Origin of the sequence: Aeromicrobium sp. S22 (genome assembly GCF_009661045.1) — a bacterium.
GTDB classification, from domain to species: Bacteria; Actinomycetota; Actinomycetes; order Propionibacteriales; family Nocardioidaceae; genus Aeromicrobium; species Aeromicrobium yanjiei.
On sequence record NZ_WJWV01000002.1, the window covers coordinates 16,467 to 42,127 of the forward strand.

Sequence of the window (25,661 nt, forward strand, 5' to 3'; positions counted from 1 at the left end):
CGTACTGATCCGTACTGCCGAAGGAAGTTGAGCACCTGTGACATCACCCCTGGTCGTTGCGATCGACGGGCCCTCCGGGTCCGGCAAGTCGAGCACGTCGCGCGGCGTCGCCGCCCGGCTGGACCTCGCGTACCTGGACACCGGAGCGATGTACCGGGCGATGACGTGGGCCCTGCTGCAGCACGGCGTCGACCTCACCGACAGCGATGCGGTCGCAGTCGCGGCGGAGAAGATCTCGCTCGAGTCGGGCACCGATCCGGCGGCGCCCACGATCCACGCCGACGGCGTCGACGTGGCCGAGCCCATCCGCTCGGACGAGGTCACCGGCTCGGTCAGCCTCGTCGCCGCGGTGCCGCGCGTCCGCGAGATCCTCGTCGACTTGCAGCGCGCAACGATCGCCGGCAGCCACGGCATCGTGGTCGAGGGGCGCGACATCGGCTCGACCGTGGCCCCCGACGCCCGGGTGAAGATCTACCTGGTCGCCGACCCCGCCGCCCGTGCCGCACGGCGCGCAGCCGAGAACGGCGGAGGTGACGCCGCGGCGACGGAGCAGGCGCTCGCGCGACGCGACGAGATCGACTCCACCCGTGCCACGTCTCCGCTCGCGAAGCCCGAGGGAGCGGTCGTGGTCGACAGCACCCACATGACGCTCGACGAGGTCATCGACGCGATCGTGGCGATCGTCGACGCCGCTGGATGACCCCACCGCGGGCCGATCCAGTTCCCGATGCGGGATCGGCGGCCCGATCGTGGGATGATGGAGGACGCAGGTGCCCGGATCCACGGTCACCTGTGATCCCACATCTCCTGGGCCAAGGACGCGGTCAAGCGTGACCTGCCGGGCCCCCTGCTGACAGGACGCTCCGATGGCTGACGCCGTTCCCGTACTCGCCGTGATCGGGCGACCCAACGTCGGGAAGTCGACGCTGGTCAACCGCATCATCGGCCGACGCGAAGCCGTCGTGGAGGACGTCCCCGGCGTGACCCGCGACCGTGTCTCGTACGACGCGGTGTGGAACGGTCGCGCGTTCACGGTGGTCGACACCGGCGGCTGGGACCCCGACGCCCGCGGTCTGGCCGAGCGCATCGCCGCGCAGGCCGAGATCGCGATCCAGGTCGCGGACGCGGTGCTGTTCGTGGTCGATGCGACGGTCGGCATCACCGACGTCGACGAGAAGGTCGTGAAGATCCTGCGGGCGGCCAAGAAGCCGGTCATCCTCGCGGCCAACAAGGTCGACGACCAGCGCGCCGAGATCGAGGCCGCCGGTCTGTGGAACCTCGGGCTCGGTCAGCCGTGGCCCGTCTCGGCGCTGCACGGGCGGGGGAGCGGCGACATGCTCGACGCGATCCTCGACGCACTGCCCGATCCGCCGCCGGAGGACTTCGACGCCCCGCAGGGTCCGCGTCGGGTGGCGATCGTCGGCAAGCCCAACGTCGGCAAGTCCAGCCTGCTCAACCGCCTCGCGGGCGAGGAGCGGGTCGTCGTCGACGACGCCTCTGGCACCACGGTCGACCCGGTCGACGAGATCGTGGAGCTCGGCGGGCGTACGTGGAACTTCATCGACACCGCCGGCATCCGTCGCCGGGTGCGCGATGCGTCAGGCCACGAGTACTACGCGAGCCTGCGCACCAGCTCGGCGATCGACCGGGCGGAGGTCGCGGTCGTCATCATCGACGGCAGCGTGCCGCTGACCGAGCAGGACACCCGCATCATCAGCTCGGTGGCCGAGGCCGGACGGGCGCTGATCATCGCGTTCAACAAGTGGGACCTCGTCGACGACGAGCGTCGCTACTACCTCGAGCGCGAGATGGAGCGCGAGCTCGTCCAGGTGCCGTGGGCCCCGACGATCAACATCACGGCGCGCACGGGCTGGCACATCGATCGCCTCGTGCGGGCGCTCGACGCCGCCCTGGAGGGCTGGGAGACCCGCGTCTCCACGGGCGCGCTCAACGCGTTCCTCGGCCGTCTGGTGTCCGAGCACCCGCACCCGGTGCGCGGCGGCAAGCAGTCCAAGATCATGTTCGGCACGCAGGCCTCCACCGCGCCGCCGACCTTCGTGCTGTTCACGTCGGGCAAGCTTGAGCAGTCGTACATGCGATTCATCGAGCGTCGTCTCCGCGAGGAGTTCGGCTTCGTCGGCACGCCGATCCACATCCAGCAGCGTCCGCGCAAGAAGCGCGAACGCCGCTGACGTCTCGCGGGCGTCATCCGGCTCGAATCGCAGCAGGTTTGGCGGGTATGACGTCCCGAGGGTGTGGCCGATGTGAGGTGCCGGGAGGACCTGCGGTAAAGTTCCTCTTCGGTACGAACGGGCTGTAGCGCAGCTTGGTAGCGCACCTGACTGGGGGTCAGGGGGTCGCAGGTTCAAATCCTGTCAGCCCGACCGTACGAGTCTCGCAAGAGACAGGAAAGTCCCGGACCTGCGGAAGCAGGTCCGGGACTTTTTAGTTTCTGGGTTGGTCGTCGCGTCTGGGGTCGGTGGTCAGCTCGCGCAGGAACCGTGACGTCTGAAGCGGTTCCAGCGATCTCGGCCTCATCGTGCAACGATTGCGACAGATAGTCTTCAGGCAGGGAGGACGCATGCCCCACCCCGGCACGCCGGATCCGCAAGGTTCCAGTCAGACCCATGAGGCGCCGCGACCCCGAGCTGCGTCACCCGGGTCGAACCCCACAGGCCGGCAGCTGTTGCGCGCCACCTTCGCTCTGCTGCGTCAGGACAAGCAGATGTTGTCCCTGCCATTCATCGGCATGGTGGTCGGAGCTATCGCCGCTGTCATTTCCTTCTGCCTGGGCTATGGCATCGGATGGCTGGTCACGGGCCACCGCGGCGAGGTCGCTTGCTACGCGGGTGCGGCGCTAGCCGGCCTGGGGGCGACGATCGTCTCGGTCTACTTTCAGACCGCGCTGGTCATTGGTGCGAACCACCGCGCGGACGGCGGCGAGCCCACCGCGCGGTCGTGCCTGCGCGCAGCGTGGAGGCTCAAGTGGACGATCCTTGCGTGGTCCGTCGTCACCGCGACGGTTGGATTCGTGCTCCAGATGATCGAGGAGCGGCTCAGCTTCCTCGGATCCCTTCTGAATTTCGTCGGTGGGATGGCTTGGGGGGTCGCCACGTTTGTCGTGGTGCCGGTGCTCGTTGCCGAGGACGTCGGCCCGGTCACGGCAATCCGGCGCTCGACTGTCGTTCTCAGGGACACCTGGGGCACCAGCCTGCGCACAGCGGTCCGGGGCGGGGCCTTGGCGATTGTCTCCTGGGTGGCGGCGATCAGTCTTCTGGTCGCAGGCGCTGTGATGGTCTTCTCCGGCCCCTCGCGGCTGCTTGTCCTCGGCGTCGCTCTCATGGCCGTAGGAGCCGTCGCGATGATCGTCGTCGGAAGCCTGGTCGGCGCGGTGGGCGCGTACGCGCGTGCTCTGATCTACCGCTACGCAGTCGGTCTCCCCACGCCGGGCGTCGACACGGTCTTGCTCGCCGGTGCCTTCCGGTCGAAGAGCTGAGGGGCACCGCGGGCCGTCGCGCGGCGGAACTTGCCCTCCCAGTCCGCCTAACAGTACGATTATCTAGATGTTTGCTGGACGACCCAGCAGGGATGCGCAGGATCCGATTCGTTGCGAATGAGGTGGGCCATGTCAGCCGTCGAGTCCTGTCGTATCGGCGTGGTGGGAAGTGGCCTCGGAGGCTTCCGCGTCGCGGCCGATCTGCGCCGACTGGGGCACACCGGGCCGTTGGTCGTGTTCGGCGCCGAGACGCACCCTCCGTACGATCGGCCTCCGCTGTCGAAGCAGATCCTGCTCGGCGACTGGACCGTGGACGAGGCTCGGCTCGCCGATGATGCCGAGCTCGAGGCGCTGTCCCTGGACCTTCGGCCGGGAGCCGTCGTTCGCGCGGTGACGCCCGGGCGCGTCCACCTGGCCAGCGGCTCGACCGAGGACTTCGACGTCGTCGTGGTGGCGACCGGCGCCGAGGCGCGGATGCCTGACTTCGTCCCCGACCATCCGCTCATCCACCGGTTGCGCACCCTCGATGACGCGATGCGCCTGCGCTCGGCGCTGCCCGCGGCCGAGTCGCTGGTCGTCGTGGGCGGAGGCTTCATCGGTGGTGAGGTGGCCGCCGCTGCCCGGGTGCTCGGGGTGGACGTCACGATCGTGGAGGCCATGCCGACGTTGTTCCACCGTGCGCTCGGTGCCGAGGCGGGTGAGTACTGCTCCGAGCTGCACCGTCGCCACGGGGTGCGGGTGCTCTCCGGCAGCCCTGTACGGGGGCTCTCCGGTGCGGACGGCGGGGTGACCGTGACGCTGGAGGACGGCACCCACGTCACCGCAGACCTGGCGTTGGTCGGGCTGGGGGCGTCCCTCAACACGGGGGTGCTCGACGGACTCGGACTCGACGTCGTCGGCGGGGTTTTGTGTGACGGATCGGGCGCGGTCGAAGGTCTGGATGGTGTCTACGCGCTCGGCGACGTCGCCCGGTGGCGCGACGAGCTCACCGGGCTGCCGACCCGCCGAGAGCACTGGTCGACGGCTGGCGACCAGGCTGCCATCGTGGCTCACACGATCCTGGGTCTTCCGGTGCCGGACTACCTGCGGCAGGCGCCCTACTTCTGGTCAGATCAGCACGGCATCAAGATCCAGGTGATCGGGCGCACCGAGATGGCACGGACGGGTGGCTGGCTCGAGCAGGACGCCGACAGCGGCTCCGCCGTGTACGGCTATCACGACGGCGAGTCCTTGGTGGCCGTGGCGACCTTCGGCTCTCCACGCCTGATCGGGAAGTACCGGCCCCTGGTGGCCGAGGGAATGCTCTCTGCACGATCGTCCGCCGTCTCCTGACCGCTTCTCGCCATATGCCTTGTGTTTAGTACAAATAGGTAGAACAATGTCGGGGTCGGCAGATGGCCGTCACGCACTGGGAGGCAATGATGAGCGAGACCCTGACATTCGAACCGTTCGGATCCGGTGTCACCCGGCCCGAGGACATCGCGGAGGCTCCGGACGGTTCCATCTGGGTCAGCGACAAGGCCGGTGCGGCTGCACGGGTGGCCTCTGACGGCTCGATCACTCAGATCGGCAAGGCCGGGGGAGAGCCGAACAGCCTCAACTTCCTGCCCGACGGACGGCTGCTGATCGCCAACTTCGAAGGGGCGCTGCAGGTGCTCGACACCGCCGACGGTGCCGTCGAGACCTTGATCGACGTGGTCGACGGCCAGGAAGTCACGCACGCCAACTACGCGCTGGCCGATGCGAACGGCTTCGTCTGGGCCACCGAGTCCACCCGCTTCCCCCACCCCGGCCCGGACAAGATTCCCGAGATGCTGGCCGATCCGGATGGCTGGTTGTTCGTGCGGAGGCCGGACGGCAGCTCGGAGATCCTGGCCGACGGGCTCAGCTTCGCCAACGGTCTGGCCCTGTCGCCGGACGGCCGACACCTGTACGTCGCCGAGACGTTCACCGGCCGACTGAGCCGTGCCGCGATCCTCCCGGGCGGCGGGCTGGGCGAGCTCGAGACCTACTGCATCCTGCCCGAGGACGGCCTGGAGGCCGAGCTCATGGCGGCGGGCCCGGACGGCATGGCCTTCGACGAGTCGGGGGCGCTGTGGGTCGGGGTCTACAACCGCAATGCGCTGGCGGTGATCGCCCCGGGCGGCAAGGACGTGCAGATGTACGCCTTCGACCCCGCCGAGACCGATCTCGGCTGGCCGACCAACCCGGTGTTCACCGGACCCGACCGGCGCGACCTCCTCGTGGGATCGATCGTGAACCCGCACATCGCCAAGACGCGCGTCGAGGTCCCCGGAGCACCGCAGCCGTACCGGATCGCGACGCCCGCCGGGAGCTGACGTCTGCTGCCGGCGTGGGCTGTCACAGCGCCGAGGAGTATCCGCCGTTCACCGGGATGGTCTGACCCGTGATCCACGAACCGGACTCCGATGCCAGGAGCAGCACCACGCCGGCCGCGTCGTCCGGCGTGCCGAAGCGCCTGATCGTGTAGTCGCGCAGGTGCCTCGCGTCCTTCTCGGGATCGGCGGCCGCATCGGAGTCACGAATTGTCGACAGCGAGACGCAGTTGGCCGTGACCAGGTGGCGTCCGCCGGCCTTGGCGATCGAGCGCATGAAGCCTGCGGCTCCGGCCTTGGCCGCGGCGTAGACGGGCAGGCTCGGCTCGCCCACGCGTCCGGCGTCCGAGACGATCGTGATGATGCGGCCGTGACCGCCGCGGACCATCGCCGGCATGGCGGCCCGGCAACAGTTCATGACGCCCGTGAGATTGACGTCGAGGAATGGCTGCCAGTCGGACGGATCGGACTCCCAGAACGGGATCGCCATCGAGTCGAAGGTGCCGCGAGCGCCGGCGTTGCCGGCATTGTTGACCAGGATGCTGACCGGTCCGAGCTCGTGCTCGGCCTGTGCCAGCATCGATGAGACCGATGCGAAGTCGCTGACGTCGCACGCGAGGGCGATCGCCTCACCGCCCGCGTCGACGATGCTCTGTGCCACCTCGGCCGCACGATCCGAGAAGTAGTCGTTGACCACGACTCGTGCCCCGCTGGCTGCGAGATAGCGGGCGATGCTTGCGCCCACGCCCTGTCCGGCTCCCGTGACGAGGGCGACCCGCTCGTGGAGGCGGAGGAAGTCGTCGGGACGAAGGGGTTCAGACGTCATCACAGTGTCCTTGCTCGAGACCGCGGCAGCTGGTCAGATATCGCACGCTAATCTAACTGTATAACGCATGGCCGCGCGCGGTCACGATCTGGAACGCAGAAAGCCGAAGGCCATCAGGCACTTCGGCTTTCAGCTATGTGAGGTGGATCAGGCGAACAAGTCGACCACGGGCTTGTTCTTGAGGTCGTTCTGGAACAGGTACTTCGCTGCGACGTCCATGTGCTTGCGCCAGTGCTCGGCAGCACCGTCGCCGTCCTTGGCCTCGACGAGAGCAACGAGCTTCTCGTAGGCCTTGATGACTCGCTGGAACCGTTCAGAGCTGTCACCCTGGTCGAACTTGGTGGCGACCGACAACTCGAGGTGGGTGGTCACGATGTCGTGCAGCACCGCGCCCTGCACGGCAAGGGTCTTGTTGCCGCACCGCTGCATGATCAGCTCATGGAACTTGTAGGTCAGGCCCGACCAACGACTCGGATCGGGAACAGCCTTCGTGCCGGCCTCGACGACCTTCCGCAGATCTTCGATGCAGCTCTGGAGATCGGCGATGTCCTGCTTGGTGCGGGTCTTCGCCAGCAGGCGAGCGCACTCGGGCTCGGACACCTTGCGGGCCTCGTACACATCGTCGATCGTGGTGCCCGAGATCTGGAGCAGCAGACCGACGTATCGGGCGGCCACGGAGATGTCGGGCTGCATGACCTGGGCGCCGCCCCGTGAGCCTCGACGGACGCTGATCAGCGTCTCGGTCTCGAGGATCCGGAAGGCCTCGCGCAGCGTTGGCCGCGAGACGCCGTACTGGGACATCAGCTGAACCTCGGGCGGCAGCGTCTCGCCGGGCGTGAGTTCGCCCTTCACGATCTGGCGGCGCAGATGGGTCGCGATCAGCTCGGCGGTCTTCGGCGCACGCATGACCTTACCGACTTGCATGATGTCGTCATGGGACGTACTCGTCGTACTCATAGTTGCAGCCTACATCTCAATCGAGGTGATATCAGTAATCGACTCGGATAACACCGTCAATGTCGCCTTCTGAACAAGGCCTCCTGTGTAAGGCTCGCTACCAAGCTGCCATCGGAGTGAAAAATCGACCCCGTGTACCAGCCTCGCCCCGCCGCGAGCGTGTGTGGCACCAGGTCGACGAGGAGCCAGTCGTTCGCGATGATCGGTCGGTGGAACCACATCGCATGGTCCAGGCTCGAGGATGTGGCGTGCGTCGGCGTGTTGAAGGCGGCAGTGCCGCTCGAGATGTCGGACAGGTAGGTCAGGGCGCACGCGTTCAGCAGCGGGTCCGTCCCCAGGGGAGCGGTGCACCGCGCCCAGAACCTGATCGGATACTCGAGACCCGGAAGGGCCTGCTCGGCCTTTCGTCCCTCGAAGGAGAAGAGTCGGGGAATCGTGTAGACCCGATTCTCATCGGGAGCCGATACGTCGGGTAGCTGGGCGATCTGACGGTCGTCGCCGCCGGCAGGTGTCGAGAAGGAGGCAGACATGTTGAAGATCACCTCTCCCTCCTGGAGCGCCACGACGCGGCGGGCCGAGAACGATCGGCCGTCTCGATCGCGGTAGACCTTCAGCAGCATGGGACGGGAGGCGTCACCGGGGCGCAGGAAGTAGCCGTGGAGCGAGTGGGGCAGCCGGCCCTCGGCCGTGAGTCCGGCAGCGCGCAGCGCCTGGGCCGCCACCTGGCCCCCGTAGAGCGCGTAGTGGTCGGGAAAGACGAAATTGGCGCGGAACACGTTCGTGTCGATCGTCTCGAGCTCGAGCATCTCGAGCAGCGTGCGGTCGTCCGTCGTCGGACCGACGATTCCGGGTGTGGTCATCTGCGGCGATCCGTTCGGTGTGGTGAGTGGCGGGACAGTTTCGCTGTGTGTAGTAATATCAGTAAACCCAATGCCCGGTCTGAGGAGCGCACTGATGGACGTCGATTTCGGAATGCTCATGGTGCGTCTGGCCCTCGGGCCGATGCTGATCACGCACGGCTGGAACAAGATCTTCGGCGGGGGAGGACTCAGCGGGACCACAGGCTGGTTCGAGAGTCTCGGACTTCGGCCGGCATGGCTCCATGCGCGGGTCGCGGCCGTCGCCGAGATCGGGGCGGGCCTGCTGGTCACCTTGGGCCTGCTGACGAGCCTGGGCGCCGCCGCATTCGTCGGACTCATGGCTGTGGCGGCTCTGACGGATCATCGCGGCAAGGGCTACTTCATCTTCAAGGGCGGCGTCGAGTACGTCGTCCTCGTCGCGATGGTCGCCGTGGGACTGGCCGCGGTCGGCCCGGGTGACTGGTCGCTCGATCACGCACTCGGTCTCGACGTCGCCGGCTACGGCTGGGCGATCGCGGCGGCGGTCACCGGGATCGCGGGGGCCGCGCTCCTCATGGTGACGTCGTACCGGCCGAAGCCGTCGTCCACCTGAGGGCGCGACCTGCCCGAGATCTAGTCCGTCGTTGACTGTCCGGGCGTGAACCCGAGGAATCCCGCGGCGTCCTTGTCCGTCTCGGCCAGCTGGGAGTTGCGCTGTGCCGCTTCTTCCAGATCGACGATCCGCTGCTTCGCAGCTTCCACCGTCAGGCCATCGGCGGTGATGCCGTCGGTGCCTGCCTGCTCGATCTGGGAGCGGAGATTCGCGATCTCCTCACTCAGTCGGGCACTGGATTCGTTGTACGTCAGCAGGTCGTGATCGTCCTCGATCTCGCGCTCGACCTCATTGGAGTCGTTCATGTCTGTCCCCTCTGTGTAGTACCGGTTTACAACGCTGACTAATAAGTTATATGATCGACCTCACTAAGCGATAGGAGCCTGGGCATGCCACTTCAAGACCATATGCAAATCATTTCGGTCGATGACCACGTGATCGAGCATCCAAGGGTCTGGACGGATCGGCTTCCCAAGAAGTTCGTCGAGCGCGGGCCGCAGATCATCGAGACGGACCAAGGACACCACGTCTGGAAGTACGACGGCGACATCTACCCGTACATCGGACTCAACGCGGTGGCGGGCAAGGAGCCGAAGGACTTCGGCATGGAGCCCGTGCGATACGACGACATGATCCCGGGTTGCTACGACCCGATTGCCCGCGTCAAGGACATGGACATCGACGGCGTTCAGGCCGCATGCTGCTTCCCGTCCTTCCCGGGCTTCGGCGGCGGTGTGTTCCATCGCAGCAAGGACAAGGAGCTGTCGCTCGCGGCAGTCCAGGCCTGGAATGACTTCAGCATCGAGGAGTGGAGCGCGAGCGCCCCCGATCGCTACGTCCCGCTGGCCATCCTGCCGACGTGGGACGTCGAGCTGGCGGCCAAGGAGGCGCTGCGCGTTGCCAACATGGGCGCTCGGACGGTCTCGTTCCCCGACAGCCCCTCGCCCCTCGGTCTCCCCGGATTCAGCAGTGACTACTGGGCGCCACTGTGGGATGTCTGCGAAGACACGAACATGCCGGTCAGCCTGCACTTCGGCTCGGGCAGCTTCGTCCCGGGATTCAACGCCTCTGCCGCTGCGGCCTTCCCGCCGGTCACGCCGGCGACGATGCCCGACGGCTCGCCTCACATCGAGGCGCCGTTCATCGTCAACATCGCCCTGTTCTCGACCAATCTGATGTGGTCGACGGTCGAGCTGGTGTTCTCGGGCCAGCTGCAGAAGCACCCGAATCTGAAGATCATGCTGGCCGAGGGCGGTATCGGTTGGCTTCCGTACGTCGCCGAGCGCGCCGACTACTCGTGGTTCCAGCACCGGTGGTATCAGCCGATCGACTTCGACACGAAGCCGTCCGACCTGATTCGCAAGCACTTCTGGGGCTGCTACATCGACGATCGTCACGGCCTGGCCAATCGTCACGAGATCGGCGTCGACCGCATCTGTGTCGAGATCGACTACCCGCACTCTGACTCGCAGTGGCCCAACAGCCGCAAGGTCATCGCTGAGTCCCTCGTTGACGTGCCCGACGACGAGGCCCACAAGATCGTGGAGCTCAACGCCCGCGAAGTGCTCAACTTCCCGCGCACGAGCTGACCCGAGAGCCTGCTCAGACTCCGCGGAACGCCCACGGGCGTTCCGCGGTGTCTGCCTTGCCCCGGTAAGGAGCGATGATGGCCGCGGACGAGTCGTCCGGCACGCAGTACGTCCTCGCCGCGAACGTCATGGTGTTCGCGCTGGCGCAGACCGCGGTGATCCCCGCGCTGCCGCACATCGGTGCCGAGCTCGACCGCAACACTGCGGACGTCGCGTGGATCCTGACGGGGTACTTCGTCAGCGCCGCGGTGTGCACGCCGATCCTCGGCAGGCTGGGTGACATGTGGGGGCGCCGGAGGATCCTGATGCTCGCGATGGCGTTGTTCGCCCTCGGGAGCCTGATCTCTGCGGTCGCACCGACGCTCGAGCTGGTGGTGCTGGGTCGAATCGTCGCCGGCGCAGGCGGCGGTGTCCTGCCGCTGTGTTTCGGCATCATCCGGAGCACGATGGGGGCACGTCAGGTGCCGTCGACCATCGGCACCCTTTCGGCGATGGCCGGACTGGGCGCCAGCGGGGGACTGTTCCTGGGCGGGGTGATCATGGATCTGGGCGGCTTCCGGCTGCTGTTCTGGGCCGGCGCGGTCCCTGCGGCGGTCGTGTGCCTGGTCGACAAATGGCGGCTGCCCGAATCGGATGACAAGGGCGGAGGTGCGGTCGATGTCGTCGGCGCCGTGTTGCTGTCGATCGGCCTGACGGCGCCTCTCCTGGCACTCAGCCAGGGGGGTGCGTGGGGGTGGTCCGACGCGAGGACCCTCGCCCTCGCGGCGCTCGGCGTCCTCGTGCTGGCTGCGTGGGTGGTGCACAGTCTCAGGGCGAGCGCACCGCTCATCGACCTCCGACTCGCGATGAAGCCCGTGCTGCTGCGGACCAACACCACGACGCTCCTCGCGGGAAGTGCGATCTTCGTGCCGTTCCTGCTGGTGCCCGCGATCGGCCAAGCGCCGGCCTGGACCGACTACGGGCACGGGCTGACCGCGACCGAGGCCGGTCTTCTGCTGGTTCCCGGCACGCTGCTGTCGCTGTTCGCGGGTCCGCTCTCCGGCTGGATCTCATCGAGGTGGGGGAGTCGGATCGCCTTGTCGCTGGGGTGCATCGTCAATGCCGTCGGGCTGGCGTTCCTCGCTCTGTCTGCTGGTGGGGGACTCCTGCTCGTCATCGTGTTGACGACGGTGGCGCTCGTCGGAGGCTCGATCGCGTTCGCCGCGATGGCGAACGCGATCATCGAAGGGGTGATGCCCGAGCGCACAGGCGAAGGGACGGGAGTCAATGCCGTTGTCAGGTCGATCGGCTCCTCGCTCGGTACGCAACTGGTCTCGGCGATCCTGGTGGCCGGCGTCGTGGTCGGCACCGGGCTGCCCTCGCTGGGTGCCTATGAGATCGCCTTCGTCGTCGGCGCAGGCATTGCGCTCGTTGCAGGCGCCACGGCCCTGACCATCCCCCGGGTGGCCCGATGACCGGACAGGATGGTGTCTGCGCCGGGGCTACCGATGCGCCCTCTCGCGTTATATAGTTAACTGATTTTGATCGATCCCGGTCGAGCGTCGATGAGATGTCGAGAGGAATGCACATGAAGATCGGCATGCCGATGAGCTACAGCGGCGGTTTCAAGGAGACGGTCGAAGAGCTCGTGGAGTACGAAGCCGTGGGTCTCGACGACGTCCTGCTGCCCGAGGCGTACACCTTCGACGCTGTGAGCCAGCTCGGTTACATCGCCGCGAAGACATCCACCCTGGGAATCACCTCCGGAATCCTCAACATCTACTCACGCACGCCTGCACTGCTGGCCATGACGGCCGCAGGACTCGACTACGTCTCGGACGGCCGGTTCACGCTGGGCATCGGCGCCTCGGGCCCCCAGGTCGTCGAGGGCTTCCACGGCATCAAGTACGACGCACCGCACGGCCGCTGCCGCGAGGTCGTGGAGATCTGCCGCAAGGTCTGGCGTCGCGAACCGCTCGAGTACGACGGCAAGCACTTCCACCTCCCGCTCACGAAGGAGCACGGCGGCAGCGGGCTCGGGAAGCCGCTGCGGCTGATCAATCACCCGGTCCGCGACAACATCCCGGTCGTGCTGGCTGCTCTCGGTCCCAAGAACGTCCAGCTCGCCGCCGAGATGTTCGACGGCTGGGAGCCGATCTTCTACGTGCCCGAACGCGCTGAAGCGGCGTTCGGCGATGCACTCGCCAAGGGGAAGGCCAACCGGCAGGCCGGTCTGGACCCGTTGCAGATCATCGTCGACGTCAAGGTCGCGATCACCGAGGACGCCGATGAGAAGGAGGCCGCGATGCAGAACGTGCGCGAGCACCTGGCTCTGTACGTCGGCGGCATGGGCGCCAAGGGCAAGAACTTCTACAACGACCTCGCGATCCGCTACGGCTACGAGGAGTCCGCACCGGTCATCCAAGAGCTCTTCCTGTCGGGGAAGAAGGCCGAGGCCGCGGCAGCCGTTCCCGACGAGTTCGTCCACGGCGTCGCCCTGATCGGCGCACCCGGCTGGGTCAAGGAGCGGGCAGCAGCCTTCGCCGAGAGCGGCGTCACCACGCTGAACACGTCACCTCTCGCGCCCACCCACGCGGGTCGAGTCAGCACGATCGCCCAGCTGAAGAGCTTCGTCTCGTGACGTGGGGTGACCAGAGCATCGACGCGCTCGGAGGCGCGGGGCCGCGCAGCAGCTCGTACTGACCGCCGGCGTTCCCCGGCCTGTGAATGACATGACCACGACGAGAGAGCAGAAGTCGATGACAACATCTGAAGTGGTGCGCCCGCTGCCGCAGCCGACCCTGGCGAGCGCGGACTTCTGGTCCGCGGGAGCCGACGGCGAGCTGCGGATAGCCCGCTGCGACGACTGCTCGACCTACATGCACCCGCCGCTGCCGACCTGCCGGAGCTGCCGGAGCATCAACGTCACCATGACCCCGGTGTCGGGCCGGGCCGTGGTGGTCGGCTTCACGGTCAACAGTCAGCATTGGCTTCCGTCGTTTCCGCCTCCCTACGTCGTGGCGATCGTCGCTCTTGAAGAGGACGACGGCGCGCGACTGATGACCAACATCGTCAACTGCGAGCCCGAGGCCGTCGCGATCGGCATGCGCGTCCGGGTGCTGTTCGAGAAGGCCGAAGAGGTCTATCTGCCGTTGTTCGAACCCGATCCGGATGCGGGGCCCGAGCTCGGACCCATCCCCGCACAGCGTGACGTCGCAGCAGCGCTTCGGCCGATGGCCTCGTCCAAGAAGTTCGAGGACGATGTCGCTCTCACGGGCGTCGGCCAGTCGAGGGTCGGCCGCCGGCTGATGGTGGATCCGCTGTCGCTGACGGTCGAGGCCAGCTTGAAGGCGATCGAGGATGCGGGCCTGACGATCGATGAGATCGATGGCCTCGCGACCTATCCGGGCAATGCGCCGGCCGGGATGTCCGAAGGCGGTGTCATGGCGGTCGAGGAGGCCCTCCAGATTCGCCCCACCTGGGTCAACGGCGGTGGCGAAACCCCGGGGCAGATCGGTTCGATCATGGCCGCGATGCTCGCAGTCTCCGCTGGTCTGTGCCGGCATGTCTTGTGCTTCCGCACTGTCTGGCAGGGCTCGTACTCGGCCATGACGCGGTCGGGTGCCTGGAAGGTCGGCAATGAGCGGGCCACCGGCATGATGGAGTGGCGCGCCCCGTTCGGCGCCGTCTCTGCGGCCAACTGGATTGCGTGCAATGCGTCGAACTACTTCCACACCTATGGCGGCGGCCGCGAGACCCTCGGGCACATCGCGATCAACGCTCGCAAGAATGCGATGCTCAACCCGGAGGCCGTCTACCGCGATCCGATGACCATGGACGACTACATGTCGGCGCGGATGGTCACGTCGCCGTTCGGACTGTTCGACTGCGATGTCCCCGTGGACGGTGCGATCGCCGTCATCGTCTCGGCGGCGGAGACGGTCAAGGACCGGCCCAAGCCTGCGGTCTTCGTGGAGGCTGTCGGCACGCAGATCATGGAACGCCTCTCCTGGGACCAGGACACCTTGACGCATCTGCCGCAGACGCTCGGTCCTTCGGCACACCTCTGGAGTCGCACGTCCCTGACGCCCGAGGACGTCGACGTCGCTCAGCTCTACGACGGCTTCACGTTCAACTGCCTGTCGTATCTCGAAGCGCTGGGCTTTTGCGAGCTGGGTGGTGCGAAGGACTTCATCGACGAGGGTCGCGGCATCGCGCTGGACGGCAGGCTGCCCCTCAACACCCACGGCGGCCAGCTGTCGGCGGGGCGACTGCACGGATACGGCTTCGTCCGCGAAGCGATGCTCCAGCTGCGCGGCGAGGCGACGGGTCGTCAGGTGGCGGGCGCGCAGGTGGCCGCGGTCGCGGCCGGCGGAGGCGTGCCATCTGGCGTCATGCTCCTGCGTGGCGCCTAGCCGGTGAGTGCCGTGGGATTCAGCCTTGTCAACCTGCACATCATCAAGTACCAAGACGAAGGAGACACACAATGACCGGACCCATGCAGGGCGTGCGCGTTCTGGAAGTCGCCCAGTTCACCTTCGTGCCGGCGGCAGGCGCGGTGCTCGCCGACTGGGGTGCCGACGTCATCAAGGTCGAGCACGCCGAGACCGGGGATGCACAGCGCGGCCTCGTCCGTCTCCTCGGCCTCGACGTCCTCAGCAAGGGTGCGTCGTTCTTCCCGATCATGGAAGGCCCGAACCGCGGCAAGCGCAGCATCGGCCTGGCACTGGAGAAGCCCGAGGCGATGGAGGTGCTGCACGAGCTGATTCGCAACAGTGACGTGTTCTTGACCAACTTCCTGCCCCGGGCACGCAAGAAGCTGGGCATCGAGCTCGAGGACGTCCGCAAGATCAACCCCGACATCATCGTCGTGCGAGGCAGCGGCTTCGGGCAGCGCGGCGAAGAGATCGACAAGGGTGGATATGACAGCACCGCCTTCTGGGCGCGCGGCGGCAGCGGCGACGGCGTGACCCCCGAAGGATCCGAACAGCTCCTGGGTATGCCCTCCGGCGCCTACGGCGACTCGATGGGGGGCATGACGATCGCCGGTGGCATCGCCGCAGCGCTCTACAAGCGTGCGACGACGGGGGAGACCTCGGTCGTGGACGTCTCGCTGCTCGGCGTGGGCGCCTGGGCCACGCAGTTCTCGGTCAATCTGGCACTCATGGCCGGGCAGGCCCTTCCCAAGAGGAATGCGCCCAAGCACGGCTCGGCGACCAATCCGCTCATCGGCACCTACCGAACCTCCGATGATCGCTGGCTGATGTTCTCGATGCTCCAGCCCGGGAAGTACTGGCCGGAGTTCTGCACCGTTGTCGGACGTGAGGACCTGATCACCGACGAGCGTTTCGACTCGGTGGAGAAGATCATGGCCAACGCCCTGGAGGCGGCTGAGATCGTGGCCGAGATCATGGAGTCCCGGCCGTACGACGAATGGGTCAAGCTGTTCGAGGGCATGGACGGGCAGTGGGCCGCGGTGCAGAATGCGTGGGAGGTCGGCAACGACGTGTCGCTGGTGGCGAACGGCCAGATCGCCGATGTGGTCGACGCCGACGGCAATGCGCAGAAGCTGGTCGTCAATCCCGTGCAGTTCGACGAGACGGACGTGTCGCTGACGCGCGCTCCGCAGTTCGCCGAGCACACCGACGACATCCTGTCCGAGCTCGGACTCAGCGAAGAGCGACTCATCGAGCTCAAGATCGCCGGCGCCGTCACCTGATCGGCGCCAACTGAGAACCGGCCGGGCGAGTGATCTCGCCCGGCCGGTCTTGTCGTGTGTCTCAGGAGGTCAGCGGCAGCGGCCCGCGGTCGACCACGGACAGCAGGAGCTCGGGGTTCGCACCCAGCTCGGCGGCGACCTGCTGGCACACCGCGACGTCCTTGCCGAGGTAGTGGGCGATGCCCGCGCCGAAGGTTGCGATGTCGCCGGCTGCCGAGGCATAGCTGCTGGCCGCGCTGCCACCGCTGCAGTGGCCCAGCGTCGTAAGGAGCGTGGAGGTCTCCAGGCCGAGGCTCTCACCCAGTGCGGCCGCCTCGGCCACCAGCTGGACGTTGGCGGCGAACAGCAGGTTGTTCACGAGCTTCATCTTCAACGCCGAACCGAGCGGTCCCGTCGGCAGCACCGGGTTGCTGTAGGCGCTGATCGGGCCCGTTGCGGCCGCAACGGCGTCGGAGTCACCGCCCAGCATCACCGTCAGCTCGCCCGCTCGGATCTTGGTATCCGTGCCGCTCACCGGGGCGTCCAGCACGTCGATCCCGCGGGATCGACCTCGCTCGGCGAGCTCCTGGATGGTCGCGATGCTGCCGGTGACGTGCGAGGCGATGATCGAGCCCTTGCGAGCCGCGTCGATGAGAGACGGCGCGACCTCCTGCAGCTGCGGATCGGAGAACAGGCAGATCAGTACGAGGTCGGCCCCGTCCGCCACCTCTCGCGGATCGGCAACGGCCCGTGCTCCGAGCTCGTCGAGGTGCTCGCGCACCTCCTGACGCCGGGCGTGGACGACGACTGAGTGCCCCGCGGTGACGAGTCGCTCAACCATCGGCATGCCCATCTGGCCCGGTCCGACGAATCCAATCGTGCTCATGTCAGGTGCTCCATCGTTACGTGTTCGTGCCGCGGCTCCGAGGAGTCGCGGCACGAACGGGGCGGTGGGGTAGGGAAGGCTAGAAGGCGGGCGCCTGAGGGCGGCGCAGCGTGTAGGCGCCCGCGTCGACCCGCATCTGCATGCCAGTGACGTAGCGCGACTCGTCCGAGAGCAGGAAGAGCACCATGTCGGAGATGTCCTGGGGCTCGACGTAGGGGACACCCATGTTGGTCATCGCCGGGAAGGCCACCAGCGCGTCGTCCCGCGTGGGCTTGTCCAGGTCCGGACGGAAGATCTTGTACATGATGTCGCTGTTGAGCATGTCGGTGTTGCAGTTGGTCGGGTGCACGGCATTCGCGCGCATGCCCTTGGGGCCGAGCACGATGGACAGATCGTGCACGAAGGATGCGACTGCGCGCTTGGCCCAGGAGTAGCCGAGACCGCCGGCACCGTTGTCGGGGTTGTCGGTCGAGCCCTGCACGAGGCCGGCCAGGCTGCCGGTCGCCACGATGGACGCCCCCTTGCTGAGGTGTGGCATCGCGGCCTGGACGGCGTTGATCACGCCGTTGAGGTCAACCGTGACGGCGTCGAGGAACGCCTCGGGGTCATCAGTGCCCATCGGGCAGATGCCTGCCTGGGCGACGACGCTGTCGAGCCGGCCGAGTGCCGAGACGCCGGCTGCGACCGCGTCCTTGAGAGCCTGCGGGTCGCGGACGTCCGCGACGCTCGCGATCATGCGCCGCCCCTCCTTCTCGACGAGGCGAACCGTCTCGTCGAGGTCCTCGCGCGTCGCCATGCCGTAGCTGTTGGTGGCGATGTCGGCGCAGATGTCTACGCCAATGATGTCAGCACCCTCTTGAGCGAGACGGATCGCGTGGGACCTGCCCTGCCCGCGTGCTGCCCCGGTGATGAACACGACTTTGCCCTCGACGCGACCCATAGCTCTCATCCTTCGTGTGTGCGGTGATGTGTCTCACATTATATTAATGATCTAACCATAAGTTGGCTAGGGCGCGGACCCGATCGGGGACTGAATTCGCTTATTCGCGAGTCCACTACCCTGACGCGGTCGGCCGAGGTATGATCGGCGTCACAGGCTAATCAGTGGAATCATATAATTAATGGTTCCGGCGCGAGGAAGAGTGAAGATGGCTGTTCATACGTACAAGCTGTACATCGATGGCGCATGGCGGGACAGCGACGGCTCGGAGATGATCGAGGTCATCAACCCGGCGACCGAAGAGGTCATCGGCCGGGTGCCGCAGGCGACTTCTTCCGACGTCGCCCGAGCAGTCCAGGCGGCGCGTACCGCATTCGACGACGGTCCGTGGCCGACCATGACCGTCAAGGAGCGCTCAGAGGTGCTCCTCCGCATGGCCGACATCATGGATCGTCGCCGCGAGGAGATCATCCAGCTCAACATGCGCGAGTGCGGCTCGACCCGGGCCCTGGCCGACTCGATCCAGGTCGGCATCCCGATCTCCAACTTCCGAGACATGGCCGAGCGAGCCATGGTCACGTTCCCGTACGAGAAGGCGATGACGCCGACGATCAACGAGGCCGCCGGACAGATCGGTCAGGGAGTCATCCGGCGTGAGCCGTTCGGCGTGACCGCGCTGATCTCGGCCTACAACTTCCCGTTCTTCCTCAACATCATGAAGGTCGCGCCGGCGCTTGCGGCCGGCTGCACCGTGATCCTCAAGCCTGCGCCCACCACGCCGCTCGAGGCCTTCCTGATCGCGGAGTTCGCAGATGAGGCGGGTGTCCCGCCGGGAGTCTTCAACGTCGTGACCGGCGACATCGCAGCGGGCCAGGAGCTGACCACCAATCCGATGGTCGATCTGGTGAGCTTCACGGGTTCGGACACCGTGGGTCGTCTCGTGTACGCCCAGGCCGCGCCGACCATGAAGAAGGTCGTCCTCGAGCTCGGCGGCAAATCTGCCAACATCATCTGCGAGGACGCCGATCTCACCTTGGCCGTGCGCGATGTGATCATGGGCATCACGGTGCACGCAGGCCAGGGCTGTTCGCTGCTGACGCGCACGATCGTGCACGAGTCGCGCAAGGATGAGCTGATCGGCATGATCAAGGCTGCGCTCGACTACATCAAGGTCGGCGATCCGGCCGATCCCGAGACGGTCATGGGGCCGCTGATCAGCGCTGCCCAGCGCGACAAGGTCGAGAAGCTGATCCGCAAGGGGCAGGACGAAGGCGCGCAGATCGCCTACGGCGGCGGGCGTCCGGTCGGACTCGACAAGGGCTTCTTCGTCGAGCCCACGCTGTTCGTCGACGTCGACAACTCGATGTCGATCGCTCAGGAGGAGTTCTTCGGCCCCGTGGGCGTCGTCATCTCCTTCAAGGACGATGCCGAGGCGGTCAAGCTCGCGAACGACAGCGACTTCGGGCTCGGAGGTGCGGTCTGGTCCAAGAGTCCAGTGCGCGCCTATGGGATCGCCAAGCAGCTGCGAACGGGCATGGTCGGCATCAACGGCGGTGGCGGCGGCGTGACGCCGCACGCATCGTTCGGTGGCTACAAGCAGAGCGGCCTGGGTCGTGAATGGGGTGAGGCAGGGCTCGACGAGTTCCTGCAGACCAAGTCGATCACGTGGAGTGCCAAAGAGGGCTGACAGGGGCACACGCCACGATTCGTTGAATGGAGTGAATGGAGCATCATGAAGATTGCAGTCAACCAGGACAAGTGCTCGGGGCACGCTCGCTGCTATGCGGCCGACGCGGAGCTGTTCCCGCTGGACGACCTCGGCTACTCCGCCGTGACGGAGGAAGAGGTCCCCGCCGGCGCGGAGGACAGGGCACGAGCTGGGGCGGCGTCCTGCCCGGAGCGGGCGATCGCCGCGATCTGATCACGAGTCGCTGAACAGAGCTGGCCCCACCCGGATCATCCGGGTGGGGCCAGCTCTGTCGTTCGTGTGCTGTGCTCAGTCGTTGGGGGTACGAGGAGGCAGCGCCTCGACGTCCGGGTGGTCCTTGCCGAGCGGGCCGAACTTGCGAGCCCCACCCAGTCGTCCGAGGGAGACGAACATGCTCGCCTGTCGCTCGACCATGACGCTCAGCTCATCGGGCATGTCAGCCTCGTAGAAGATCGCATCCTGGGGGCAGACCGCCTCGCACGCACCGCAGTCGATGCACTCATCGGGATGCACGTAGACCTGGCGTTTGCCCTCGTAGATGCAGTCGACGGGGCATTCCCGGATGCACGACCTGTCCATGACATCGACGCATGCGTCGGTGATTACGTAGGTCATCGAACCTCCTGAGGGCTCTGGTCGAAACGTGGTCGCGAGGCCTCGTGACGCGACTCACTTATTCAGTTATATTAACACTAAGTTAGGCGTACGTCCCCGGCGTGTTGCCGCCCGTGGGAGGCGCCTCGGGTCGAAGGAGAACGCCAGCATGGCAAGTCCGAAGCAGTTCACTCGCGTCGCGATCGTGGGAGCGGGGCCGGCTGGGTTCTTCACCGCCGATCACCTGACGTACGGCGACGGGGGGCAGATTGTCGTCGATCTGATCGAGCGGCTGCCGACCCCCTTGGGACTGCTCAGGTACGGCGTCGCCCCCGACCATCCGAACATCAAGGCGGCCGGCGCGACTTTCGAGGAGATCCTCGATCGTCCCGACGTCAACCTGTTGTGCAATGTCGACGTCGGCAACGATGTGACGGTCGAGGAGATCCGCGCGAACTACGACGCCGTGGTCTACGCAACCGGAGCCAGCAGCGATCGCCGTCTCGGCATTCCGGGCGAGGATCTACCCGGCAGCATCTCCGCGACGTCGTTCGTCAAGTGGTACAACGGCCACCCCGAAGGTGACCGCTTCGATGCGCTGGAGGCGGAGTCTGTCGCGATCATCGGCGCCGGCAACGTCGCTCTGGACGTCGCCCGCATCCTGCTCAAGTCGGCGGATGACTTCGCGATCACGGATGTGCCTCACCGTGTCCTTGACGTTCTTCGAGGCAACAAGGTCCGGGACGTTCACGTGTTCGGCCGTCGCGGCCCTCAGTACGCGAAGTTCACGACCAAGGAGCTGCGGGAGCTGGGTGAGCTGGACGGTGTCGACGTCGTGCTGGATCCCCGCCACCTCGAGGGCATCGATCCGGATGGCCACACGCCCGCGGTCAAGCGGAACCTCAAGGTCCTTGCGGGGTGGGCCGAGCGCGAGCTGACGGGCGCCGGCCGCCGGTTGCACTTGCACTTCGACACCCGCCCGCTCGAGGTCATGGGCCAGGGGGCGATGTCCGGCCTCCGGGTCGAGGAGTCGATCGGGGGGGAGACGAGACAGTGGGACCTCGATGCTCAGATGATGCTGCGGTCCGTTGGCTACCGGGCGCTGCCCTTTCCCGGAGTGCCGTTCGACGAGGAGACCGCGACCATCCCGTCCGAGGCGAGCCGTGTCGTCCGGTCCGGCGCTCCGAGCATGGGGGAGTACGTGGTCGGGTGGGTGAAGCGAGGCCCCACGGGCATCCTGGGCACGAACCGCGCCGATGCCGAGGATGCCGTCGAGAGCCTCAAGGCGGACATTGCCGGCGGCCAGTACGACGAGGGAGGGCTCAAGCCGGGCGTGGCTCAGCTGCTGCGCGACCGGGGGATCAGCTGCGTCGATCGGAGCTCGTGGACCGCCATCGCCGCCCACGAAGCGCTCCACGGAGAGACCCACGGGCGTGGAAACGTCAAGGTCGACACCTGGGACGAGCTGTTGGACGCGGCTGGCGTCAGATCGAACAGCCCGGTATCGCAGGGACGCTGACCGGACCATTCATCCGATCAGCCAAACAAGGGCGATCATTTAGCGATATTGCTTGTAACCGGGGTCACAGTGGGCCATGCTTGGAGCAGCCCGACCCCAGGGTGCGCCTTCGGCGCGTTGGCTGACACATCTTCAAGGAGCTTTCATGAGTGCGACCGACACCACCGACCAGAGCACGGCGGAGTGCCCCGTCCTGAACTTCGACTACAGCGAGCACAAGCCCGCCGGCACCTGGACCCGGACCTATGACGAGCTGCGCGAGCAGTTCCCGTGGTTCCGCAACGACTTCGCCAACGGCTTCTGGTCGATGATCAATCACGAAGGCATCCTGGAGATCCTGCAATCGCCCGAGACCTTCTCCAACAGCGTCGTCACCCCGGTCGATCCGAACCCGAGCTACAAGTGGATCCCGGAGATGCTCGACGGCGACGAGCACCTGCAGTGGCGCAAGCAGCTCGGACCGCTGTTCTCGCCCAAGCAGACCGAGCTGCTCGACGCCAAGGTCCGTCAGCGGGCGGTCGACCTGATCGAGGCCATCAAGGACAAGGGCTCCTGCGACTTCATGGCCGACTTCGCCCAGCAGTTCCCGACGTCGATCTTCCTTGAGCTGATCGGTCTCCCGGTCGAGGAGCTCGACCAGTTCATGGAGTGGGAGCACGCGATCCTGCACACCGCGCGTGGCCCCGAGGGCGGCGAGGCGCGCATCGCCGCGATGGGTGCGGTGATGACACGGTTCGCCCAGGTTGTCGCCGAGCGCCGCGAGGAGCCGAAGGACGACATCGTCAGCAAGGCGATGAAGTTCGAGGTCGACGGCAAGCCGGTGAGCGACGAGGACCTGCTCTCGTTCTGCTTGCTGATGTTCATGGCCGGCATGGACACCGTCTCGGTGACGCTCGGGTGGTCGTTCCTGCACCTGGCCAACAACCCGGCAGACCGCGAGCGGATCGTGGCCGAGCCCGAGCTGATCCCCACGGCGATCGAGGAGTTCGTGCGTGCGTACGCGATCGTCTCGCCCGCCCGCAAGGTGATGAAGGACGTCGAGATCCAGGGCTGCCCGATGAAGGCCGGCGACATGGTCCAGATCCCGCTGTACGCCTCGACCCGCGACAGTGCCGAGTTCGAGGATGCGCGTACCGTCAAGATCGATCGCAGCCCGAACAACCACATCGCGTTCGGGGCGGGCCCGCACCGCTGCCTCGGATCGCACCTGGCGCGTCGTGAGCTCAAGATCGGCCTGGAGGAGTGGCACAAGCGCATCCCCAGCTACCGCGTCGCCGACGGCGCGGAGCTGATGGAGACCGGAGGCCAGCTCGGGCTGACCGCGCTGCCGCTGGTCTGGGACGTCTGACCCGGTAGGTCTTGCAGTGGGGAGGCCCCCGACGTCACTGGAATGTCCAGTGAGGTCGGGGGCCTTCTGGTTCGCGGAGAACGAACCGTCGCGGGCTCACTGCTGCGGAGACCGCATGCGGAGCAGGCCCTCCTGCATCGTTGTCGCGACCAGCCGTCCCGACTGGTCGAAGAAGGAGCCGCGGCACACGGCCCGACCAGCGCCGGCCCAGTGGCTCTCCTGGTCGTGCAGCAGCCACTCGTCGGCACGGCAGGGGGAGTGGAACCAGATCGTGTGGTCGAGGGTCGCGAACTGCAGGTCGGGGTCCTGGATCACGACGCGGTGCGGGGCCAGCGCGGTGGACAGCAGGAGAATGTCGGACAGGTATGTCAGTGCGGCGGCCTGGTGCAGCCTGTCGTCGGGCAGTGGTGCCGTCGAGCGGGTCCAGGCTGACTGACGGGGCGGGCCGGCAATGCCTCGAGCAGCAAGGACCCGGGTCGGCGTGTCAGGGAAGCGGAACTCGATCGGGCTCTTGCCTGTGAGCGTTGCATGCCAGCGCAGGCTCTCGGGGTCGTCGCGGAACTGCACCTCCGGAGTCGGAAGATCGTCCGGCCCCGGAACGTTCGGCGTTCCCACTTGATGCTCGAAGCCCGCCTCCTCCTTCTGGAACGAGGCGGTCAGGTGGAGGATCACCTGGCCGTGCTGCACGGCCTCGACCCTGCGAGTCGTGAACGATCCGCCGTCGCGCACGGCGTCGACATGAAACAGCACCGGGATCGTGGCATCGCCCGGCAACAGGAAGTGGGCGTGGGCCGAATGGATGACCCGGTCGGCGGGGACCGTCAGGCCGGCGGCCATCACGGCCTGTCCGGCCACCTGTCCGCCGAACATCCGTCGGCCCGCACCGGGCTGGGGGATGCTGCGATACAGCAGATCGTCCAACTGCTCAAGACGCAGGATCGCGTCGATGGGAGTCTTCGTCAGCTGTGGTCCAGCGGGTTCCTGCATGGGCGAAAGCGTATATTCAGTTGGCGATTGTGCCAACGGCGGATCACTTCCCGCGCGACCATGTGTGAGTTACCATCAAGAGTCAAATGATTCTACTCATCACTCTTCTGGTGGTGAGTTACGAGGAGGCTAGTGTGTCCACACGCGACGCAGTTATCGTCGATGCAGTCCGTACTCCGGTCGGGAGGCGCAACGGTTCGCTCGCATCCGTCCACGCCGCCGAGCTTTCCGCCCACATCCTTCGCAGCCTGACCGAGCGCAACGCCCTCGATCCCGCGCTCGTCGACGACGTCGTCTGGGGATGCGTCCAGCAGGTCGGGCAGCAGTCGCAGAACATCGGCCGCAATGCGGTCCTCGCTGCCGGCTGGCCCGAGTCGGTTCCCGCCACGACGATCGACCGCCAGTGTGGCTCCTCGCAGCAGTCGGTGCACTTCGTCGCCGCCGGCTTGGTCTCGGGGCAGTACGACATCGCGGTCGCGGGTGGCGTCGAGAACATGAGCTCGGTGCCGATGGGCTCCTCGCTCGGCGACGGCTCGCTCGGCTCTCCCAGCAGCCCTGCCGTCCAGGAGCGCTACGGCGTCTCGTTCAACCAGGGAGTCGGCGCCGAGATGATGGCCGAGAAGTGGGCGCTGAGCCGCGAAGCGCTGGACGAGTACTCGGCGCGCTCCCACGAACGGCTTGCCGCCGCGATCGACGGGGGACGGTTCGAGTCGCAGATCGCGCCCGTCACCCTCGCGGACGGGACGGTCTTCAGCGTCGACGAGGGCCTGCGCCGCGGAACATCGGTCGAGACCCTCTCGAAGCTCAAGCCGGTGTTCAAGGAGGACGGGGTCATTCACGCGGGCAACGCCTCGCAGATCAGCGACGGCGCGGCCGGGCTGCTCATGATGACGTCGGAGAAGGCTGCCGAGCTCGGCTTGACCCCCATCGCCCGCATCCACACCGCGGTGCTGGCCGGCGACGATCCGATCATGATGCTCAGCGCGCCCATCCCGGTCACGCACAAGGCGCTCAAGAAGTCGGGTCTGACGATCGATCAGATCGGTGCGTTCGAGGTCAACGAGGCGTTCGCGCCGGTGCCGATGGCCTGGCTGGCCGAGACCGGCGCCGACATCGAGCGGCTCAACCCCAACGGCGGCGCGATCGCGATCGGGCATCCGCTGGGCGGCTCCGGCGCCCGCATCATGACGACACTCGTCCATCACATGCGCGACAACGGGATCCAGTACGGCTACCAGACCATGTGCGAAGGTGGCGGCATGGCCAACGGCACGATCATCGAGCTGCTCAGCTGATCGGCCCGATCTCGTCACACGCGCGATGGAGCCGGACCCAGGGCGGGTCCG

The 25,661-nt window shown here is 66.7% G+C and carries 24 protein-coding genes and 1 tRNA gene; 17 read left to right on the forward strand and 8 right to left on the reverse strand.

Features of this window, described 5'->3' with window-relative positions:
• Positions 1-37: 37 nt before the first annotated feature.
• The 6 genes from cmk (at position 38) to GEV27_RS08775 (ending at position 5,835) form a co-directional block, all read left to right on the forward strand.
• Positions 38-700 carry a (d)CMP kinase gene (cmk, locus tag GEV27_RS08750; protein WP_309222128.1) on the forward strand — a complete coding sequence of 221 codons (663 nt, stop codon included), beginning with the start codon at positions 38-40 and terminating at the stop codon, positions 698-700.
• Between the two features lie 166 nt (positions 701-866).
• Positions 867-2,192, forward strand: a complete 1,326-nt coding sequence (der, locus tag GEV27_RS08755) for a ribosome biogenesis GTPase Der (RefSeq protein WP_153652890.1) — start codon at positions 867-869, stop codon at positions 2,190-2,192.
• 118 nt (positions 2,193-2,310) lie between these two features.
• A tRNA-Pro gene (locus GEV27_RS08760) sits at positions 2,311-2,384 on the forward strand.
• Between the two features lie 302 nt (positions 2,385-2,686).
• The gene (locus GEV27_RS08765) at positions 2,687-3,496 is read left to right on the forward strand and encodes a DUF6159 family protein (protein WP_153652889.1); all 810 of its coding nucleotides are present in this window, start codon (positions 2,687-2,689) and stop codon (positions 3,494-3,496) included.
• 129 nt (positions 3,497-3,625) lie between these two features.
• The gene (locus tag GEV27_RS08770) at positions 3,626-4,828 is read left to right on the forward strand and encodes an NAD(P)/FAD-dependent oxidoreductase (RefSeq protein ID WP_194839812.1); all 1,203 of its coding nucleotides are present in this window, start codon (positions 3,626-3,628) and stop codon (positions 4,826-4,828) included.
• An 89-nt stretch (positions 4,829-4,917) separates the two neighbouring features.
• Positions 4,918-5,835: an SMP-30/gluconolactonase/LRE family protein gene (locus tag GEV27_RS08775; protein WP_194944169.1), complete on the forward strand. Its 918-nt coding sequence runs from the start codon at positions 4,918-4,920 to the stop codon at positions 5,833-5,835.
• Between the two features lie 22 nt (positions 5,836-5,857).
• Here the strand turns inward: GEV27_RS08775 and GEV27_RS08780 are convergent, their stop codons facing one another.
• The 3 genes from GEV27_RS08780 to GEV27_RS08790 all read right to left on the reverse strand — a co-directional run bounded on the left by GEV27_RS08780 (position 5,858) and on the right by GEV27_RS08790 (position 8,475).
• Positions 5,858-6,658, reverse strand: a complete 801-nt coding sequence (locus GEV27_RS08780) for an SDR family NAD(P)-dependent oxidoreductase (protein ID WP_153934062.1) — start codon at positions 6,656-6,658, stop codon at positions 5,858-5,860.
• Positions 6,659-6,805: 147 nt separating this feature from the next.
• Positions 6,806-7,582 (reverse strand): FadR/GntR family transcriptional regulator, encoded by a 777-nt coding sequence (locus tag GEV27_RS08785; protein WP_228765135.1) that lies wholly within the window; start codon positions 7,580-7,582, stop codon positions 6,806-6,808.
• Between the two features lie 89 nt (positions 7,583-7,671).
• Positions 7,672-8,475 (reverse strand): acyl-CoA thioesterase II, encoded by an 804-nt coding sequence (locus GEV27_RS08790; RefSeq protein ID WP_153934063.1) that lies wholly within the window; start codon positions 8,473-8,475, stop codon positions 7,672-7,674.
• 94 nt (positions 8,476-8,569) lie between these two features.
• On the opposite strand from GEV27_RS08790, the gene GEV27_RS08795 reads away from it, so the two are divergent.
• Positions 8,570-9,067 carry a DoxX family protein gene (locus GEV27_RS08795; RefSeq protein ID WP_153652883.1) on the forward strand — a complete coding sequence of 166 codons (498 nt, stop codon included), beginning with the start codon at positions 8,570-8,572 and terminating at the stop codon, positions 9,065-9,067.
• Between the two features lie 20 nt (positions 9,068-9,087).
• Here GEV27_RS08795 and GEV27_RS08800 read toward each other — a convergent pair whose 3' ends face one another.
• On the reverse strand, positions 9,088-9,372 hold the full coding sequence (locus GEV27_RS08800) for a hypothetical protein (protein ID WP_153652882.1): 285 nt from the start codon (positions 9,370-9,372) through the stop codon (positions 9,088-9,090).
• Positions 9,373-9,501: 129 nt separating this feature from the next.
• Between GEV27_RS08800 and GEV27_RS08805 the strand changes: the two genes are divergently transcribed.
• The 5 genes from GEV27_RS08805 to GEV27_RS08825 all read left to right on the forward strand — a co-directional run bounded on the left by GEV27_RS08805 (position 9,502) and on the right by GEV27_RS08825 (position 16,354).
• On the forward strand, positions 9,502-10,656 hold the full coding sequence (locus tag GEV27_RS08805; RefSeq protein WP_243838688.1) for an amidohydrolase family protein: 1,155 nt from the start codon (positions 9,502-9,504) through the stop codon (positions 10,654-10,656).
• Between the two features lie 77 nt (positions 10,657-10,733).
• Entirely contained in the window at positions 10,734-12,110 is a 1,377-nt protein-coding gene (locus GEV27_RS08810) for an MFS transporter (protein WP_194944170.1), read from the forward strand.
• A 113-nt stretch (positions 12,111-12,223) separates the two neighbouring features.
• Positions 12,224-13,276, forward strand: coding sequence for an LLM class F420-dependent oxidoreductase (locus GEV27_RS08815; RefSeq protein ID WP_153652879.1), 1,053 nt, complete (start codon positions 12,224-12,226; stop codon positions 13,274-13,276).
• Between the two features lie 118 nt (positions 13,277-13,394).
• Entirely contained in the window at positions 13,395-15,050 is a 1,656-nt protein-coding gene (locus tag GEV27_RS08820; RefSeq protein WP_153655046.1) for an OB-fold domain-containing protein, read from the forward strand.
• 71 nt (positions 15,051-15,121) lie between these two features.
• The gene (locus GEV27_RS08825; protein WP_194839809.1) at positions 15,122-16,354 is read left to right on the forward strand and encodes a CaiB/BaiF CoA-transferase family protein; all 1,233 of its coding nucleotides are present in this window, start codon (positions 15,122-15,124) and stop codon (positions 16,352-16,354) included.
• A gap of 61 nt (positions 16,355-16,415) precedes the next feature.
• On the opposite strand, the gene GEV27_RS08830 is transcribed toward GEV27_RS08825, so the two are convergent.
• Positions 16,416-17,219: an NAD(P)-dependent oxidoreductase gene (locus GEV27_RS08830; protein WP_153934066.1), complete on the reverse strand. Its 804-nt coding sequence runs from the start codon at positions 17,217-17,219 to the stop codon at positions 16,416-16,418.
• A gap of 79 nt (positions 17,220-17,298) precedes the next feature.
• The gene (locus GEV27_RS08835) at positions 17,299-18,159 is read right to left on the reverse strand and encodes a mycofactocin-coupled SDR family oxidoreductase (RefSeq protein WP_153652877.1); all 861 of its coding nucleotides are present in this window, start codon (positions 18,157-18,159) and stop codon (positions 17,299-17,301) included.
• 208 nt (positions 18,160-18,367) lie between these two features.
• Between GEV27_RS08835 and GEV27_RS08840 the strand changes: the two genes are divergently transcribed.
• On the forward strand, positions 18,368-19,846 hold the full coding sequence (locus tag GEV27_RS08840) for an aldehyde dehydrogenase family protein (RefSeq protein ID WP_153652876.1): 1,479 nt from the start codon (positions 18,368-18,370) through the stop codon (positions 19,844-19,846).
• 45 nt (positions 19,847-19,891) lie between these two features.
• A complete protein-coding gene (locus tag GEV27_RS08845) occupies positions 19,892-20,080 on the forward strand; it encodes a ferredoxin (RefSeq protein ID WP_153652875.1) in 189 nt (62 codons plus the stop codon).
• Between the two features lie 75 nt (positions 20,081-20,155).
• Here the strand turns inward: GEV27_RS08845 and fdxA are convergent, their stop codons facing one another.
• On the reverse strand, positions 20,156-20,482 hold the full coding sequence (fdxA, locus tag GEV27_RS08850) for a ferredoxin (protein ID WP_153652874.1): 327 nt from the start codon (positions 20,480-20,482) through the stop codon (positions 20,156-20,158).
• Positions 20,483-20,630: 148 nt separating this feature from the next.
• Here fdxA and GEV27_RS08855 point away from each other — a divergent pair, with 148 nt between their 5' ends.
• Positions 20,631-21,980: an FAD-dependent oxidoreductase gene (locus GEV27_RS08855; protein ID WP_153934068.1), complete on the forward strand. Its 1,350-nt coding sequence runs from the start codon at positions 20,631-20,633 to the stop codon at positions 21,978-21,980.
• Between the two features lie 145 nt (positions 21,981-22,125).
• A complete protein-coding gene (locus GEV27_RS08860) occupies positions 22,126-23,328 on the forward strand; it encodes a cytochrome P450 (RefSeq protein ID WP_153652872.1) in 1,203 nt (400 codons plus the stop codon).
• A gap of 96 nt (positions 23,329-23,424) precedes the next feature.
• Here the strand turns inward: GEV27_RS08860 and GEV27_RS08865 are convergent, their stop codons facing one another.
• Positions 23,425-24,315 (reverse strand): acyl-CoA thioesterase II, encoded by an 891-nt coding sequence (locus tag GEV27_RS08865; protein ID WP_153934070.1) that lies wholly within the window; start codon positions 24,313-24,315, stop codon positions 23,425-23,427.
• Positions 24,316-24,449: 134 nt separating this feature from the next.
• Here GEV27_RS08865 and GEV27_RS08870 point away from each other — a divergent pair, with 134 nt between their 5' ends.
• Positions 24,450-25,610, forward strand: coding sequence for a thiolase family protein (locus GEV27_RS08870; protein ID WP_243838687.1), 1,161 nt, complete (start codon positions 24,450-24,452; stop codon positions 25,608-25,610).
• Positions 25,611-25,661: the final 51 nt, after the last annotated feature.

Excerpts from the sequence above, each read along its gene's own strand:
- der (WP_153652890.1), top strand. The coding sequence starts at position 867 with ATGGCTGACGCCGTTCCCGTACTCGCCGTGATCGGGCGACCCAACGTC.
- GEV27_RS08770 (WP_194839812.1), top strand. The coding sequence starts at position 3,626 with ATGTCAGCCGTCGAGTCCTGTCGTATCGGCGTGGTGGGAAGTGGCCTC.
- GEV27_RS08775 (WP_194944169.1), top strand. The coding sequence starts at position 4,918 with ATGAGCGAGACCCTGACATTCGAACCGTTCGGATCCGGTGTCACCCGG.
- GEV27_RS08780 (WP_153934062.1), bottom strand. The coding sequence starts at position 6,658 with ATGACGTCTGAACCCCTTCGTCCCGACGACTTCCTCCGCCTCCACGAG.
- GEV27_RS08785 (WP_228765135.1), bottom strand. The coding sequence starts at position 7,582 with ATGCAAGTCGGTAAGGTCATGCGTGCGCCGAAGACCGCCGAGCTGATC.
- GEV27_RS08790 (WP_153934063.1), bottom strand. The coding sequence starts at position 8,475 with ATGACCACACCCGGAATCGTCGGTCCGACGACGGACGACCGCACGCTG.
- GEV27_RS08795 (WP_153652883.1), top strand. The coding sequence starts at position 8,570 with ATGGACGTCGATTTCGGAATGCTCATGGTGCGTCTGGCCCTCGGGCCG.
- GEV27_RS08800 (WP_153652882.1), bottom strand. The coding sequence starts at position 9,372 with ATGAACGACTCCAATGAGGTCGAGCGCGAGATCGAGGACGATCACGAC.
- GEV27_RS08810 (WP_194944170.1), top strand. The coding sequence starts at position 10,734 with ATGGCCGCGGACGAGTCGTCCGGCACGCAGTACGTCCTCGCCGCGAAC.
- GEV27_RS08815 (WP_153652879.1), top strand. The coding sequence starts at position 12,224 with ATGAAGATCGGCATGCCGATGAGCTACAGCGGCGGTTTCAAGGAGACG.
- GEV27_RS08820 (WP_153655046.1), top strand. The coding sequence starts at position 13,395 with ATGACAACATCTGAAGTGGTGCGCCCGCTGCCGCAGCCGACCCTGGCG.
- GEV27_RS08825 (WP_194839809.1), top strand. The coding sequence starts at position 15,122 with ATGACCGGACCCATGCAGGGCGTGCGCGTTCTGGAAGTCGCCCAGTTC.
- GEV27_RS08830 (WP_153934066.1), bottom strand. The coding sequence starts at position 17,219 with ATGAGCACGATTGGATTCGTCGGACCGGGCCAGATGGGCATGCCGATG.
- GEV27_RS08835 (WP_153652877.1), bottom strand. The coding sequence starts at position 18,159 with ATGGGTCGCGTCGAGGGCAAAGTCGTGTTCATCACCGGGGCAGCACGC.
- GEV27_RS08840 (WP_153652876.1), top strand. The coding sequence starts at position 18,368 with ATGGCTGTTCATACGTACAAGCTGTACATCGATGGCGCATGGCGGGAC.
- GEV27_RS08845 (WP_153652875.1), top strand. The coding sequence starts at position 19,892 with ATGAAGATTGCAGTCAACCAGGACAAGTGCTCGGGGCACGCTCGCTGC.
- fdxA (WP_153652874.1), bottom strand. The coding sequence starts at position 20,482 with ATGACCTACGTAATCACCGACGCATGCGTCGATGTCATGGACAGGTCG.
- GEV27_RS08855 (WP_153934068.1), top strand. The coding sequence starts at position 20,631 with ATGGCAAGTCCGAAGCAGTTCACTCGCGTCGCGATCGTGGGAGCGGGG.
- GEV27_RS08860 (WP_153652872.1), top strand. The coding sequence starts at position 22,126 with ATGAGTGCGACCGACACCACCGACCAGAGCACGGCGGAGTGCCCCGTC.
- GEV27_RS08865 (WP_153934070.1), bottom strand. The coding sequence starts at position 24,315 with ATGCAGGAACCCGCTGGACCACAGCTGACGAAGACTCCCATCGACGCG.